Below are 14,037 nucleotides of genomic sequence, written 5' to 3'. Positions count from 1 at the left end.
GACCGCGACTCAAGCCCGCCCCTCGGCGAGATAGCGCTTGGCGAGGAGCTTGGCCTCCTCCACCGCCGGCTGGTCGAAGGGGTCGACGCCCATGGCGTAGCCGGTCAGAATCGTCTCCAGCATGAAATGCATCAGCATCTCGCCATGGCTCGCCTCGTCGATCCGCGCGACATGGAAGCGGCGCACCGCGCAGCCGTTGCGGGCGAAGGTGTCGATCATCGCGACGCCCTGCGCCGCCACCAGGTCGCCGATGGTCTTGCCGGCGAAATCGGCCTGGCCGATCTTCTCCGCGAGACCGGCATCGATCCGTGGGCCCTTGCCCTTCACATCGGTCGTGATGACGGTGAAGAACCTGTCCTTCGGCCCGGCGAGGTAGAGCTGCTGCTGCGAATGCTGGTCGACGGGGCCGAGCGCGCCGACGGGCTGCGTGCCCTTTCCGTCCTTGCCGAGGCTCTCGGCCCAGAGCTGCATCCACCAGCGGGTGAGCAGCGCGAGCTTGTCGGCATAGGGCATCAGAACCGCTATATTCTTGCCCGAGCGCATCGCGGAAAGATGCAGCGCCGCGCCGACCGCCGCCGGCGTCTCGCGGACGCCCTTGCCGGCGAAGAGCGGCGCCACCGCCCGGCCTGCGCCGTGCCTGAGCGCCTTGATGTCGAGGCCCAGCACGGCGGCCGGCAGCAGGCCGCAATTGGTCATTACCGAATAGCGCCCGCCGACATCGGTATGATGCTCGAGGAAGGGTGTGCCGAAGGGTTCGAGCAGCGCGCGCAAGGGGTGCAGCTTGCCGGGTCTGGCCGGCTCGGAGAGCCCCTGGAAATGCTCGCCGATCTCACGATCGGTGAGATGGGCGCCGCGCAGCGCCTCGATCGCCGCGATCGCCTGCAGCAGCGTCTCGCCGGTGCCGCCGGATTTCGAGATCGCGACGAACTTCGTCGTCCTGAGCGGCAGCTTCGCCAGCAGCGCCGCATAGGTCGCCGGGTCGAGATTGTCGATGAAATGCACGCGCGGATCGGGGGCGAACTGCGAAAGCCCGGCGATGCCGTAGCCGGTGAGCTGCGCCAGCGTCTGGCCGCCGAGGCTGGAACCGCCGGTGCCGAGCACCAGAACGTCGGTGGTGCCGCCGGATTTCAGCCGCGCGGCGGCGGCCTTCACCGGTGCGAGATCGGCGGTGTCGCCCGGCAGCTTCAGGAGCGGGAGCGAGCCGTCCTTCGCCTGCGCGCGCAGCCTCGCCAGCGCCGGTTCGAGATCAGCCAGCGCCTTGTCGAAGGCCGCATCGGGAATGCCGCCCTCGCCGACGCTGGATTCGAGCGCGAGATCGAAGCTTTGCTGAAGCATGGAGTGAATCCGTTTCAACGCGGGAAGAAGGCTATTTCAGACCAGCCCGACCGGCCTGCCGACCGCCTGCACGAGCAGGTCCGGGTTGCCGAAGAGGCGCCGCGCGACGCGCTTCACGTCGTCGAGCGTAACAGTGGCGAAGAGGCCGTTGCGGCGGGCGAGGAAATCCGGCCCGTCGCCGCGCAGCGCCAGGTGCAGCAATTCGCCGGCGATCTTGGGCGAGGTGTCGAAGCGCAGCGGATAGGAGCCGACGATGTAGCGCTTGGCCTCCTCGACCTCGTGCTCGGTCGGGCCGTCCTCCGCGAGCTTGCCCATCTCCTCGCGGATCACCTGCATCGCCAGCGCGGCGCGGTCGTTGCGGGTGGCGGTGCCGCCGACCAGCATGGCGCTCTCGCGCAGCGGCACGAGGCTCGAGGAGACGCCATAGGCGAGGCCGCGCTTCTCGCGCACCTCCATGAACAGCCGCGAGGTGAAGGCCGAGCCGCCGAGGATGTGGTTCAGCACGCTCGCCGGGATGAAATCGGGGTCGTCCCACATCAGCCCCGGCCCGACGAAGCGCAGCACGGTCTGCGGCACGTCGAGATCGATGAGATGGGTCTGGCCCAGCCCCTGGATCGGCAGGGGCTTTGCCGGGCGCGGGCGCGGCGCGCTCTTGGACAGGCCGCCGAAGAGCGGATCGAGGCGCTGGGCGAGCTCGCTCTCCGTGATGTCCCCGACCACGACGATCTTCAAGCCGCCGCGATCGAGCAGCGCCGGCATCAGCGCCTTCAGGGCCGGCGCCTCCAGCCGGGAGACGCTGTCGATGTCGCCCTTTTCCGGCCGGCCGTAAGGATGGCCCGGAAAGGCCGCGGCATAGAGCGCGTTGCGGCACATCGCTTCAGGGTTCTGCGCCTGGCGCTGCAGCCCGGCGATGATCTGGGCGCGGACGCGGGCGACGGCGTCGGCATCGAAGCGCGGCTCATTGAGCGCCAGCGCCAGCAGGTCGAAGGCGGTGTCGCGATGCGTCGAGAGCGTCTGGAGATGGCCGTGGAAATCGTCGCGGCGGGCCTCGAAGCCGAGATCGATCGCGTGGTCGGCCATCCGGCCCTGGAAGGCCTCGGCATCGAGATCGCCGGCGCCCTCGTCGAGCAGGCCGGAGATGAGATAGGCGCTGCCGGCGGCATCGTCCGGATCGCAGCCGGCGCCGCCGTCGAAGGCGAAATCGACCGCGATCAGCGGCAGGCTGTGCTCCTCGACCAGCCAGGCTTCGACGCCGCCGGGCGAGCGGACGGTCTTGACGGCGATGGCGGGCCCGGCCGTATCGAGCGTCGGTGTCGGAATGGGGGCGTTCATGGCGCTTCCTGTCGGCGGAATGGCGGCGTCAGGCCGGCAGCAAGAGGCCGGTGACGCTGCGGTCGGACTTCAGATAGCGGCGCGCCGCCTCGACGACCGCGTCGCGGCCGACGGCCTCGATGCGCCCCGGCCAGGCGAGCACGTCCTCGACCGTCTCTCCTACCGCCAGCGCCGCGCCGAAGATGCGGGCGAGCGAGGACTGGTTGTCGCGGGCGAAGACCGTCTCGGCGACGAGCCGGGTGCGGGCCCGCGCCAGCTCCAGCTCGCTCGGCCCGTCAGCAAGGAAGGCCGCAAGCGCGGCGTCGAGCCCGGCTTCCAGCGCCGCCATCGCGACGCCGGGGCGCGGGCTGACCGAGAGCTGGAAGGCGGCGCGGTCGACCATCGAGCCCATGAAATAGGCGCTGGCGCCGGCCGCGAGCTCCGCCTCGACGCAGAGCCTGCGATAGAGCCGCGAGGTGGTGCCACCGCCGAGGATCTCGGCCACGAGCTCGAGCGCGAGCACCTCGTCGCTTTCGCCGGCCATGTAGGTCGGGGTCAGCCAGCCGCGGCGCAGCGAGGGCTGCTGCACCCGCGGATCGTTGAGCTGAACGCGGCGGCAGGCGCGCGGCTCGGGCTCGATCGGGCGGCAGCGCACGGGTGCTGCGCCGCGGGCGGCGATCCTGCCATAGGTCTCCTCGGCGAGCGCGCGCACCTGCGCGCCATCGGTGTCGCCGGCGACGACGAGGATCGCGTTCTCGGGCGTGTAGAAGCGCTGGTAATAGGCGAAGGCGTCGTCGCGGCTCAGCCGCTCGATCTCGTGCTCCCAGCCGATGATCGGCGTGCCGTAGGGGTGATGGAAGAAGAGCGATGCCGAGAATTCCTCGCCGAGCTGGGCGGCCGGATCGGCATCGACGCGCATGCGCCGCTCCTCCAGCACCACGTCGCGCTCCGGAGCAACCACCTCCTCGTCGAAGGAGAGGCCCGTCATCCGGTCGGCCTCGTAGTCCATCATGGCGCGCAGATGCGCCTTGGGCACGCGCTGGAAATAGGCGGTGTAGTCGAAGGATGTGAAGGCGTTCTCCTGGCCGCCGAAGCCGGCGACGATCTTGGAGAAGGCGCCGGCCGGCCAGCGCTCCGTACCCTTGAACATCAGATGCTCGAGGAAATGCGCGATGCCCGAGCGGCCGGCCGGATCGTCGGCCGAGCCGTTGCGATACCAGACCATATGCGTGACGACCGGCGCACGCCGGTCCTGCACGGCCACGACATCGAGGCCGTTGGCCAACCGGAAGGTTTCGACCGGCGCCGCCTGCCCGGTCCGGCCCGCATGGATATTCACCTGATACCGTCTCCCGAAGCGAAAAAGGGCGGACGCGACGCGCCCGCCCTCAAAGACAAATTGGTCAGGCGGCGCCGCTTCGGCAAGGGGCGAAGCGCAGCCGCGATCACGCTCCCGCCGATGCCGGCCGGCTCACCGCATCACCGGGCCGCGGCCGGTCGAGAATTCACGCGCGCCGACGGCCTGCTTGTCTTCGACCGGGCCGGCCTGGCCGGGGCCGAGCGGGGCCGTCGAGGCCGGGCGGCGATAGCCGGCCGGCGGCTCGGCCAGGGTGCGGCGCGGCGGCTCGGCGCCATAGGCCAGCGCATCCTGGTCGATCTGGTTCTGGCGCGCGGCGAGCTCGCGGCCGACGCGGATCGGCTGGATGGCGGTGTCGTAGGCACTGTCGCCCAACGTACTCGCAGACCCCGTCGGCTGGCGCGTCGTCCGGCCGCGGCGGATCTCTTGCGGCGACATGCGCGGATTGCTCTGCAGGCCGAGCACCGTGGTGAAGGGAGCCGGGTTGGCCTCGTCCCTGCGGCGCTGCACATCGGGATCGTTCGGCCAGGCGGCGTTGCGCTCGCTCGCCGCCTGCTGCGGAGGCGGCAGCGTCGAATTCGGCGGCACCACCAGCGGCGCGCGATTGCGGTAGTCGATATCGCCGGCCTCGCCCTTGCCGAAGACACCCTTCATCAGGTTGTAGAACAGCATGCCCTCCTGCGCGAAGGCGGGCGAGGCTGCGAGCACCAGCCCGCCGGCGATGAGCAGAGGAGCCACGCGCATGCGTCCGGCCATGTCAAATCTCCCTTCGGACAAATTCCCGTCCCGTCTGAAACCCCAGACGAACGGCGAAACGATGGCAAAACCGTCGTCAGGCCGTGTTTTCCGCACGCGGGCGGAAGGACTCATACATGAGGCCGAGCACGCCGACAACGATCGCGACATCGGCGATGTTGAAGATGTACCAGCTGAAGCTGCCCCAATGCAGGTGGACGAAGTCGACGACGGCACCGTAGAGCGCGCGATCGACGCCGTTGCCGAGCGCCCCGCCGATGATCAGCGCGAGGTTCAGCACGGTGAAGCGGCGCCGCTCGCGCCACATCCAGCGCCAGAGCCAGACGGCCGCGACGAAGGAGACGGCGACGAGCAGCCAGCGGCCGAGATCGGTGCCCTGCTGGAACAGCCCGTAGGAGATGCCGCGGTTCCAGGCCAGCACGATCGTCATGAAGGGGGCGAGCTCGAACGGGCCGTTCTCGGCGAGCCCGGCGCCGAAGAGCAGCCACAGCTTCAGCGCCTGATCGGCCAGGAAGACGATCAGGACGACGGTGAGGCCGAAGCGGCGCATCGGTGCCATCAGCCCCCCACCCCCAGCTCCTTCAGGGCCTTCGCATCGCGCGGCGTCACCTGCGGATAGGCCGGATCGGCCGTCGCGGGATCGAAATATTTCCATGAGCGGGCGCATTTGATGCCGGCGGCACGATGCGGCACGACCGCGACGCCCGGCACCTCCGCGAGGCGGAAGGCGTCGGCCGGTCCATCGCCGCTCTCGACCCGGATGCCGGAGGTGATGCAGATCTCGGCCAGATCGACGCCGGAGAGCGCGGCACGCAGATCGGTATCGGCGACGAAGACCTGCGGCGCCGCCTCCAGCGAGGAGCCGAGGCGCTTGGCGGCCCGCTCCAATTCGAGCGCGCCGGTGACGACGCGGCGCACGCGGCGGATCTTGCCCCAGCGCTCGGCGAGCTCCGGATCGAGCCAACGGGCCTCGGCCGCGACGAAGCGCTCGAGATGGACCGAGCCCTCGCCCGCCTTCTGGTCCGGATAACGGTCGAGCCAGGCTTCCTCGGCGGTGAAGACCAGGATCGGCGCGAGCCAGGTCGTGAGACAGCGGAAGAGATGATCGACGACGGTCAGCGCGCTCTTGCGGATATGGCTCGACAGCGGGTCGCAATAGAGCGCGTCCTTGCGCACGTCGAAATAGAAGGCCGAGAGCTCGGTGTTCATGAACTGCGAGAGCAGGAACACCACCTTCTTGTAGTCATAGGTGCGATAGGCTTCCTCGACCTGCGGGCCGAGCTCGGCGAGGCGATGCAGCATCAGCCGCTCCAGCTCCGGCATGGTCTGGGGGTCGCAGACGCGGACGTCCTCGCTGAAATGGGCGAGCGTGCCGAGCATCCAGCGCATGGTGTTGCGCAGCTTGCGATAGGTCTCGACGAAGGTCTTGAGGATCTCCTTGCCGATGCGCAGATCGTCGGAATAATCCGCCGCCGCGACCCACAGGCGCAGGATGTCGGCGCCGGAATCCTTGATGACGTCCTGGGGCGCGGTGACGTTGCCCTTCGACTTCGACATCTTCTCGCCCTTCTCGTCCAGGCAGAAGCCATGGGTGAGAACGATGTCGTAGGGCGCGCGGCCGCGCGTACCGCAGCTTTCCAGAAGGCTCGAATGGAACCAGCCGCGATGCTGGTCGGAGCCTTCGAGATACATCACCCGGTCCTTGCCGCCCTCGCCGCGCCGGCGGGCGCGCAGGTCGTCGCGCCGCTCCAGCGTGAAGGCATGGGTGGAGCCTGAATCGAACCAGACGTCGAGCACGTCCGTCACGCGCTCGTAGCGGGCCGGATCGTAGCCGAAGGGGGTGAGGAAGCGGGCGCCGTCCAGATCGGTGAACCAGGCATCGGCGCCTTCCGCCTCGAAGGCGTCGGCGATGGCGGCGTTGACCCCGGCATCGACGAGGATCGCCTTGGTCTCCTTCTCGACGAAGACGGTGATCGGCACGCCCCAGGCGCGCTGGCGCGAGACGACCCAGTCCGGCCGGTTGGCGATCATGCCGGTGATGCGGTTCTCGCCGGCGGCGGGAACCCACTCCGTCTCCCTGATCGCCCCGAGCGCGACCTCGCGCAGCGTGCGATTGCCGAGCGTATCGACCGCCTTGTCCATGGCGATGAACCATTGCGGCGTGTTGCGGAAGATCACCGGCTTCTTCGAGCGCCACGAATGCGGATACTGGTGCTTCAGCCGCCCGCGCGCGATGATGTTGCCGGCCTCGGCCAGCGCCTTGATGACGACGTCGTTGGCATTGCCCTTCTCACCCTTGTCGGTGATGACCTGCGCGCCCTCGAAGCCCGGCGCCTCCTTGGTGAAGCGACCGTCGGCGTCGACGGTGTAGGGGATGCGGGTCTCGATGCCGCGCCCGGCCAGCCCACGGCCATTGGCCATCCAGATGTCGAAGTCCTCGCGGCCATGGCCCGGCGCGGTATGGACGAAGCCGGTGCCGGCATCGTCGGTGACATGGTCGCCGTCGAGGAGGGGCACATCGAAATCGTAGCCACGTCCGCGCAAGGGGTGGGCGGCGGCCAGCGCGGCGAGCTCGGCGTCGGAGACATCCGCGATAAGCTCGAACGCCTCGACCTTGGCGGCCTTGAAGACGCTCTCGGCGAGGTTCCTGGCGAGGATATAGGTGGCGCCGACCTTGGCCCAGTTGTTCTCCGGCGCGGCCGTGACCTTGTAGAGGCCGTAGGCGATCCGGTTCGAGAAGGAGATCGCGCGGTTGCCGGGGATCGTCCAGGGCGTCGTCGTCCAGATGACGATCGCCGATCCGGTAAGCGCCGCCGGCGCGTTCAGCACCGGGAACGCCACATAGACCGTGTCGCTGACATGCTCCTCGTATTCGACCTCGGCCTCGGCCAGCGCGGTCTTCTCGACCACCGACCACATCACCGGCTTGGAGCCGCGGTAGAGCTGGCCGGTCTCGGCGAACTTCATCAGCTCGCGGGCGATCTGCGCCTCCGCGGAATAGGCCATCGTCAGATAGGGATGGTCCCAGTCGCCCTCGACGCCGAGGCGCTTGAACTCCTCGCGCTGGACGTCGACCCAGTGCTCGGCGAAGGCGCGGCATTCCTTGCGGAACTCGACGACCGGGACGTCGTCCTTGTTCAGCCCCTTGGCGCGGTACTGCTCCTCGATCTTCCACTCGATCGGCAGGCCGTGGCAGTCCCAGCCCGGCACGTAGTTGGAATCGTAGCCGAGCATCTGCTGCGAGCGCGTGACGAGGTCCTTCAGCACCTTGTTGAGCGCGTGCCCGATATGGATGTTGCCGTTGGCATAGGGCGGGCCGTCATGCAGGACGAAACGGTCCCGGGCTTTCCCGGCCTCGCGCAGCTTGCGGTAGAGATCGATCCTCGCCCAGCGGTCGAGCAGCTCCGGTTCGCGCTGGGGCAGGCCGGCGCGCATCGGGAACTCGGTCCTGGGCAGGAACAGCGTCTGGGAATAATCGACGCCCTCACCTGCGGGCTTTGCAGCTTCGGCGGTCTTCGTCTTGTCGGTCATCATCCGGCTCGGACAGTCGGGACGGCGGGCCGTTCGGGGCCTCGGGCGTCCGCATGAAACGGGAAAAGCGGTCTTCAACCCCGACTGCGCAAGCACCCGCGCTCAATCTAGCGCGAGGCGGCAGCCGGGCCTGTAATTCGCCGGGAAAGATCGATCGGCAGGGCGCGTTGGGCGAGCATGGGGGGCTTCTAGCAGGCGCGGCCTACGGAAGGAAGGGCGGTGTCTTGGCCAGGATCGCCCGCGCGCGGGCGCAGTCGGCATCCATCTGGGCTATCAGCGCTTCGAGCGAAGCGAATTTCTCCTCGCCGCGCAGCCAGTCGACGAAGGCGACGTCGACGCGCCGGCCATAGAGATCGCCGGAGAAATCGAAGACGAAGGTCTCCAGCCGGGGCGCGCCGTCGTCGAAGGTCGGGCGGCGGCCGAAGCTGGCTGCGCCGTCATGCCAGACGCCGTCGATCTTCATCCGCACCGCATAGATGCCGTGGCGCAGGCGGCAATCGCGGGCAAGCTGCATGTTGGCGGTGGGGAAGCCCAGATCGCGGCCGCGCTTGTCGCCATGGCCGATAACCCCGCGCACGATCCAGGGCCGGCCGAGGAAGGCGGCGGCGCGCGCGACGTCGCCTTCCTCCAGCGCCGTGCGGATCAGCGTCGAGGAGACCGGCTCGCCCCGCCAGGCGAAGGGCGGCACGACCTCGACCGGGATGCCGGCGGCGAGGCCGCGGGCCTCAAGCATCTCCGGCGAGCCGGCCCGGCCCTTGCCGAAATGGAAATCATAGCCGCAGACGAGGCCTGCGGCGCCGAGCCTGCCGATCAGCAGGTCGTCGACGAAGCTTTCGGCGGTCAGCGCCGCGATCTCGCGGTCGAAGGGTAGGACGAAGACCCGGGCGAGACCCGCCTCGGCGAGCAGCTCCAGCTTGAGCTGCGGCGAGGTCAGCCGGAAGACCGGCTCGTCGGGGCGGAAGACGCTGCGCGGATGCGGCTCGAAGGTGAAGGCGGCCGGCCGGGTGCCGCGCTCGGCGGCGAGCGCCGCGGCCACGCGCGCGAGCTCGGCATGGCCGCGATGGACGCCATCGAAATTGCCCAGCGCCAGGACGGCGCCGCGCAGGGCATCGGGAAGCGGCTTGGCGAGGTCGAGAACCACGGCCGCCGGCTCCTCGCGCGGCGGCAGATCGACGGGGGATGGCATCAGTCGAAAACGTCCAGGCGCCCGCGGGAACCGGGCGATCGCCGTCTTTGCTGCGAAGGCCGGGCGGACGTCAAGCCATGGGCTGCGCGCGGGCGCCTGACCTTGCGTCACTCTCCGATCGGATTAACCGGTTTGCAAGACGCCCCGGCTATCAACCCAGGAGAGCGGAACGGGCCGGCATCTTCCGGCCCCGCGACCGCCATGCCCGGAGCAGCGCCATGGCTCTCGATCCATCCATGCCGATCCTCGTCGTCGACGATTACCAGACGATGGTCCGCATCATCCGCAATTTGCTGAAACAGCTCGGCTTCGAGAATGTCGACGATGCCTCGGACGGCTCGAGCGCCATCGAGAAGATGCGCGACAAGAAATACGGGCTGGTGATCTCCGACTGGAACATGGAGCCGATGACCGGCTTCGAGCTGCTCCGGAAGGTGCGCGAGGAGGAGGCGCTGGCGGAAACGCCCTTCATCATCGTCACCGCCGAATCGCGGACCGAGAACGTCGTCGCCGCGAAGAAGGCCGGCGTCAGCAACTACATCGTAAAGCCGTTCAACGCGCAGATGCTGAAGACGAAGATCGAATCGGTCTGCGCCGCCGCATAGAGCATTTCCGCGTTCTTCGAACCGCAAAAATACTCCATCTTTTTGTATCGCATTTTTCTCACGCGAACCGGTGTCCACTTCGCTCGAAAATGCTCTGAGCCGACCTCACCAGGTGAGATGCGGCATCGCATAGGCCGGGCGATGCGCCTGCCGGCGAAACCAGCCGTGGCGCTCGTCCCATGAGGCTTGCATCAGGTCCTGGGCGTGGATGCCGGCCAGCACCATGATCCCCGTCACGCCGAAGGCATCGGCGCCGGCGATGTCGGTGCGGAGCGCATCGCCCACGGCGCAGATTCTGTCGCGGGCGAGCGGGCTGCCGCGGGCGGCTTCGGCGGCCGCCACCGCCGCCTCGTAGATCGGCCGGTGCGGCTTGCCGGCATAGATCGTCCGCCCGCCGATCTCCTCATAGGCGAGCCCGATCGCGCCGGCGCAGGGAACGATGCGCCCGCCGCGCTCGACGACGAGGTCGGGATTGGCGCAGATCAGCGGAAGCCCGCGCGCGGCGAAGCCGGCGAGCAGATCGGCATAGCTTGCCGCCGTCTCCGTCTCGTCGTCGAACAGCCCGGTGCAGAGCACATAGGCCGCCTCGTCGGGGCCGGTCTCACGCACGTCGAGCCCGGCGATCAGCGGCAGGTCGCGGTCGGGGCCGAGGCGGAACACCGGCTCGCCGGCGCGCTCGCGGATCAGCAGGCGGCAGACATCGCCGGAGGTGACGATCGCATCCCAGGCCGCGCGCGGCACGCCGAAGCGATCGAGCTGGCCGACGATCACCTCGGCCGGGCGCGGCGCATTGGTGACGAGGACGACGCTCGTGCCGCGCTCGCGCATCCGCGTCAGCGCCGTGAGGGCGTCGCGATAGGCCGCCACGCCGTTATGGACCACGCCCCAGACATCGCACAGGCAGAGATCGAAACGGTCCGCGATCTCGGAAAAGCCCGAAAGCGGAAGGGTTGAAGCGATCCCCGATGGCGACACTGTCTCGATCTCCGGCGGCTGCGCGAGCGGAAGGCCCGCGCTTCCCCGCGATGCTGATCTAAAGCATCGGATGCGAAAAGTGGAATCCACTTTTCGGAAAATTCCGATGCTCCAACAATGAGATAGATCATCGTTACCGTGTCCGGCAGGACGCGCGATGATCCAGACGGGATTCGCCGGCAAAGGAACCGGCCGCGCGCATCAGGCGCTGGCGCGGCGCAGCACGGCCCGGAACGGCAACCGCTCCGGGCGGGCGGCAGGCGCGGGCTCGACCTCCGGCGCCGTCGCGGCTTCGGCCGGCGGCGCCGGCGCGGCGGCAGGGGCCGGCTCGGCGAAGACCCCCGGCTTGACCGGGCGCGGCGGCGAGAAGGCCAGCCCCTGCCCCATCGCGGCGCCGAGCTCGATCATGTCGGCGGCGGCGGGGTTGTCCTCGACCTGGTCGGCGACGAGAACGATCGACATGCGGGCCAGGAGGGCGGCGAGGTCGCCGGCGGCGATATCGCTGCCGACCCGGCCTTCGAGATGCGCCTGGAGCAGCGCCGCGGGCGCCTTCACGTAGCGGATGCCGCGGTCGAACAGGGCGCGCGGATCGAGGCGCAGATCGGCGAGCTGGTCGAGGGCGAAGCGCACGCCGTTCGCCGACATCGCGCCGAGCAGGCCGAGGCTGGTCGGGTCGAGCGCGCGGAACACCGCCTGCGGCATCTCGATGACGAGATGGCCGCTGTGGTCGCGGTATTTGTCGAGGATGCGGGTGAGCGCCGCCAGCGCCCGCGACGAGCCCCAGGTCGCGGCGCTGAAATTGCATGAGACGAAGAGCCCCGCATCCTTCTGGCCGAGATGGCGGGCGATGGCCAGCGTCCGGGTCAGGACGAGGGCGTCCAGCGTCGGCCCGAAGCCGCGCGCCTCGACCGTCTCGATGAATTCATGCGGCAGGAGCAGCGTGGTCTCGTCCAGCCGCAGGCGTGCCAGCGCCTCGTAGCCGCAGGTGCGCCGCTGCGGCAGCGAGACGATCGGCTGGAGATGGACCTCGAGCCGGCCCTCGCTCAGCGCCCTGCCGATCAGCGCCGCCCGCTCGGCCTCGGCCTCCTCCCGCGCGGCGGCCGCGGCAGCGGCGCGCTCGGCGGCGAGCGCCTCGGCCCGCGCCCGGCGCGCCGCTTCCGGATCGAGCACCACCTCGGGCGCCGGGGCGGGGGATGCGGTGGCGGGCTCCGGCAGGCGCGCCAGCACGGTCTCGTGGTCGGCAAGCGTGGTCGCGACCTGATGGATCAGGTCGCCGAGCAGGCCGACCTCGGCCGTCAGCTCATGGATCGCGGCGCGCGCCGGGGCGGCATCGGCATCGCGCATCGGCATCTGCTCGACGCGCTGCGACAGGGCGTCGAGGCGGATGGCGCTGGTGGCGAGCCTGACCTTGACCTCGCCGAGGCCCGCCATGGCCTGCTCGTGGCGGGCAAGCCCGCGCCGCTCGAAGGCGTGCATCGCCAGCATCAGCCCGCTCCCCGCGGCGATGAGGCCCAGCGCCGCGCCGAGCCCGCCCGGAAGCAGGATCGCGGCCACGGCGCCGACCGACAGGCCGGTGACGGCGCCGGCGAGAGGATGCAGGGCTTTCAGGCGCACAGGTGCCACGGCAGCGCTCGCGCTACGATTCAGAAGCGGGACGGGGAACGAATCACGGTATCGACCGGCAGATTAACCCTGCCGGCGCGGTTAAGCGAGCAAGCCCGCGCGGACACTACGGCTTCTTCAGCCCGAGCGCGGTCAGGATCTTGTCGATCACCGGCCCGGCGAAGCCCCGCCGCTCGAGGAAGGAGCGCGGATCGCGTGCGAAGGCGGGGGATTTCACGGCGAGCTGGGCGAGCGCCTTCGCCTGCCGCGCAGCATCGCCGTCGGCGGCCGCCTTGAGCGCCTGGCCGAGCAGGCTGAGCGGGCTCGTATCCGCCGCCAGCATGCCCTCGTAGCTCTCGGAGTCCTTCCCCGCGCCGATCAGATAGGCGCCGAGGAACGCATAGAAATCGTAGCGCGACGGCCGACCGACGCTGAGATCGGTTGCCCGCTCCAGCAGCGGCACCCCCTCGAGAGGGCGCCCGAGCCGGACGTAGAGCGCCCCGACATCGGCGAGGACCTCCGGGTCGTAGGGATTGCGGGTCCGGGCCATGCTGCCCATCCGGATCGCCGCCTCGGTCGCGCCGCGCAGCAGCAGCACCTTCATCATCGCCTGATAGGCGCGGGCTCCGGACGGCGCGAGGCGAAGGGCCGTCAACGCCGCGGCGAGTGCGCGATCGCGCATGGCGCCGGTTTCTTCCCCACCCTCGTCGGCGCCGGGCGCATCCGGATCGAGCCCGGCCTCGCCGAGCATCACGATCGCCAGATGAGCCCAGCCCGGATAGAAGCCCGGCTCCTCCTCGACCAACCGGTTCAGGCAGAGCCGGGCCGCCCGGTGCCGGGCCGGCTGCAGGGCGCGCCTCGCATCGTAGGCCAGCAGGATGCAGCCGATGGCGCCGGAGGGCAGGAACTGGCGCGCATCGGCGAGGATGATGCCGAAGGGCTCGGTCAGCTGCGTCGCCAGCCGCCGCGCCATCTCGGCGAGCTCCCTGTCTCCCAACGCCGCGAAGGAGGCGCTGCCCGACGAGGTCGTCCAGACGATGCGGCCGTCCCTGACGGAGCGCAGACGGCCGAACCCCTCCGTCCCGCCGCCATCGGGCTGGACGTCCAGCTCGAACAGGTAATCGACCTCTTCCGGGGCGGTGGAGCCGGAGGGCGGCGTCTTGATCGTGACGAGATCGTCGAACCGCGCCATCGCATCGACGAGCAGCGCCGAGAAGCGGCGCAGGAGATCGGCGAGCGCGGGATCGGAAGGCGAATGGGGAATCGTGATCGCGACACGCACGAGAAGCGGCGGTGGCGGGCGCCCCCCGGCGGCCGCCCCCCCCCGCGGCCTTCCCGCCCCCCGAGGCCGGGATGCCAGCCCCGTCCAAAGAAGCGGG

The 14,037-nt window shown here is 69.7% G+C and carries 11 protein-coding genes; 1 reads left to right on the top strand and 10 read right to left on the bottom strand.

Going from position 1 to position 14,037, the window contains the following annotated elements; genetic code table 11:
- Window positions 1-9: 9 nt before the first annotated feature.
- From M9917_RS14965 to M9917_RS14935, 7 genes are all read right to left on the bottom strand, one after another.
- Window positions 10-1,335, bottom strand: a complete 1,326-nt coding sequence (locus tag M9917_RS14965; RefSeq protein WP_297254940.1) for a glucose-6-phosphate isomerase — start codon at window positions 1,333-1,335, stop codon at window positions 10-12.
- A 36-nt stretch (window positions 1,336-1,371) separates the two neighbouring features.
- Window positions 1,372-2,667, bottom strand: a complete 1,296-nt coding sequence (locus tag M9917_RS14960; protein ID WP_297254938.1) for a M16 family metallopeptidase — start codon at window positions 2,665-2,667, stop codon at window positions 1,372-1,374.
- Window positions 2,668-2,695: 28 nt separating this feature from the next.
- Window positions 2,696-3,985, bottom strand: a complete 1,290-nt coding sequence (locus M9917_RS14955; protein WP_297254936.1) for a M16 family metallopeptidase — start codon at window positions 3,983-3,985, stop codon at window positions 2,696-2,698.
- Window positions 3,986-4,117: 132 nt separating this feature from the next.
- Window positions 4,118-4,759 (bottom strand): hypothetical protein, encoded by a 642-nt coding sequence (locus tag M9917_RS14950; protein WP_297254934.1) that lies wholly within the window; start codon window positions 4,757-4,759, stop codon window positions 4,118-4,120.
- 76 nt (window positions 4,760-4,835) lie between these two features.
- The gene (gene lspA / locus M9917_RS14945; RefSeq protein WP_465246381.1) at window positions 4,836-5,318 is read right to left on the bottom strand and encodes a signal peptidase II; all 483 of its coding nucleotides are present in this window, start codon (window positions 5,316-5,318) and stop codon (window positions 4,836-4,838) included.
- Window positions 5,318-8,290, bottom strand: a complete 2,973-nt coding sequence (ileS, locus tag M9917_RS14940; RefSeq protein WP_297254932.1) for an isoleucine--tRNA ligase — start codon at window positions 8,288-8,290, stop codon at window positions 5,318-5,320. The genes lspA and ileS overlap by 1 nt, the downstream gene beginning before the upstream one ends.
- A gap of 202 nt (window positions 8,291-8,492) precedes the next feature.
- Window positions 8,493-9,476: a bifunctional riboflavin kinase/FAD synthetase gene (locus tag M9917_RS14935; protein ID WP_297254930.1), complete on the bottom strand. Its 984-nt coding sequence runs from the start codon at window positions 9,474-9,476 to the stop codon at window positions 8,493-8,495.
- A 218-nt stretch (window positions 9,477-9,694) separates the two neighbouring features.
- On the opposite strand from M9917_RS14935, the gene M9917_RS14930 reads away from it, so the two are divergent.
- Window positions 9,695-10,081: a response regulator gene (locus M9917_RS14930; RefSeq protein WP_297254928.1), complete on the top strand. Its 387-nt coding sequence runs from the start codon at window positions 9,695-9,697 to the stop codon at window positions 10,079-10,081.
- Between the two features lie 105 nt (window positions 10,082-10,186).
- On the opposite strand, the gene M9917_RS14925 is transcribed toward M9917_RS14930, so the two are convergent.
- The 3 genes from M9917_RS14925 to M9917_RS14915 form a co-directional block, all read right to left on the bottom strand.
- On the bottom strand, window positions 10,187-11,056 hold the full coding sequence (locus M9917_RS14925; protein WP_297254926.1) for a TIGR01459 family HAD-type hydrolase: 870 nt from the start codon (window positions 11,054-11,056) through the stop codon (window positions 10,187-10,189).
- Between the two features lie 201 nt (window positions 11,057-11,257).
- On the bottom strand, window positions 11,258-12,679 hold the full coding sequence (locus M9917_RS14920) for an EAL domain-containing protein (protein WP_297254925.1): 1,422 nt from the start codon (window positions 12,677-12,679) through the stop codon (window positions 11,258-11,260).
- Between the two features lie 106 nt (window positions 12,680-12,785).
- Window positions 12,786-13,940 (bottom strand): tetratricopeptide repeat protein, encoded by a 1,155-nt coding sequence (locus M9917_RS14915; protein WP_297254923.1) that lies wholly within the window; start codon window positions 13,938-13,940, stop codon window positions 12,786-12,788.
- Window positions 13,941-14,037: the final 97 nt, after the last annotated feature.

This window comes from Bosea sp. (in: a-proteobacteria), assembly GCF_023953965.1.
In the GTDB taxonomy this organism is placed as follows: Bacteria; Pseudomonadota; Alphaproteobacteria; order Rhizobiales; family Beijerinckiaceae; genus Allobosea.
Note: the sequence above shows the minus strand (reverse complement) of the source record. Positions and strands in the feature narration are given on the sequence as shown.

What these genes read in the sequence shown, in the direction of transcription:
- M9917_RS14965 (WP_297254940.1), bottom strand. Translation starts at nt 1,335, where the DNA reads ATGCTTCAGCAAAGCTTCGATCTCGCGCTCGAATCCAGCGTCGGCGAG.
- M9917_RS14960 (WP_297254938.1), bottom strand. Translation starts at nt 2,667, where the DNA reads ATGAACGCCCCCATTCCGACACCGACGCTCGATACGGCCGGGCCCGCC.
- M9917_RS14950 (WP_297254934.1), bottom strand. Translation starts at nt 4,759, where the DNA reads ATGGCCGGACGCATGCGCGTGGCTCCTCTGCTCATCGCCGGCGGGCTG.
- lspA (WP_465246381.1), bottom strand. Translation starts at nt 5,318, where the DNA reads ATGGCACCGATGCGCCGCTTCGGCCTCACCGTCGTCCTGATCGTCTTC.
- ileS (WP_297254932.1), bottom strand. Translation starts at nt 8,290, where the DNA reads ATGACCGACAAGACGAAGACCGCCGAAGCTGCAAAGCCCGCAGGTGAG.
- M9917_RS14935 (WP_297254930.1), bottom strand. Translation starts at nt 9,476, where the DNA reads ATGCCATCCCCCGTCGATCTGCCGCCGCGCGAGGAGCCGGCGGCCGTG.
- M9917_RS14930 (WP_297254928.1), top strand. Translation starts at nt 9,695, where the DNA reads ATGGCTCTCGATCCATCCATGCCGATCCTCGTCGTCGACGATTACCAG.